This is a genomic window from Nocardia vaccinii NBRC 15922, assembly GCF_001613305.1.
Lineage (GTDB): Bacteria > Actinomycetota > Actinomycetes > Mycobacteriales > Mycobacteriaceae > Nocardia > Nocardia vaccinii.
Genome location: NZ_BDCC01000127.1, coordinates 1 through 964 on the forward strand (window position 1 = coordinate 1; position 964 = coordinate 964).

Below are 964 nucleotides of genomic sequence, written 5' to 3' on the forward strand. Positions count from 1 at the left end.
GCGGCCCATTCGTCCTGGTATCCGTCGATGTGTCGGTGCATGGCGGTTTCGAGTTCGTCGGCGATGCCGAGGCTGTCTTCGCACACGACCTGGCGGAGGTGGTCGATACCGCCGTCGAGGGATTCCTGCCAGGGTGCGGTGCGTTGGAGCCGGTCCGCGGTGCGGATGTAGAACATCAGGTACCGGTCGATGTACCGGATCAAGGTCTCGTCATCGAGGTCCCCGGCCAGCAGGACCGCGTGTTTCGGGGTCAGGCCGCCGTTACCGCCGACGTACAGGTTCCAGCCGTGTTCGGTGGCGATCACCCCGACGTCTTTGCCGCGGGCCTCGGCGCATTCGCGGGCGCACCCGGATACGGCGAGTTTGAGTTTGTGCGGGGACCGCAGCCCCCGGTACCGCTTCTCGAGCAGGACGGCCATGGCGACCGAGTCCTGCTGCCCGTACCGGCACCAGGACGATCCGACACAGCTTTTCACCGTGCGCAACGATTTCCCGTACGCGTGCCCGGACTCCATCCCGGCATCGACCAGACGCTGCCAGATCCGCGGGAGCTGCTCCACCCGCGCACCGAACATGTCGATCCGTTGCCCACCGGTGACTTTCAGATACAGATCGAACTCTTTGGCGATCTGACCGATCGTGATCAACTGTTCCGCGGTCACCTCACCACCGGGCATCCGCGGCACGACCGAATAGGTGCCGTTCTTCTGCAGATTGGCCAGGAAGTGATCGTTGGTGTCCTGCAACGCGGCCTGTTCACCGTCCAGGATGTGCTCACTGGCGGTCGAGGCCAGGATCGAGGCCACGGTCGGTTTGCAGATATCGCAGCCCGAACCCGTACCGTACTGGGCGATCAACCCCGAGAACGTGCGGATCCCGGTGACCTGCACGATCTGGAACAACTCCGCACGCGACTGCTCGAAATGCTCACACAACGCGGTCGACATCGCCACACCCGACTGCT

1 protein-coding gene is annotated in these 964 nt (G+C 64.0%); it reads right to left on the reverse strand.

What is annotated here, in order from left to right; genetic code table 11:
• Positions 1-964: ferredoxin-like domain-containing protein (locus NV1_RS41605; protein WP_507762144.1), on the reverse strand; the 964-nt coding region annotated here is incomplete at both ends.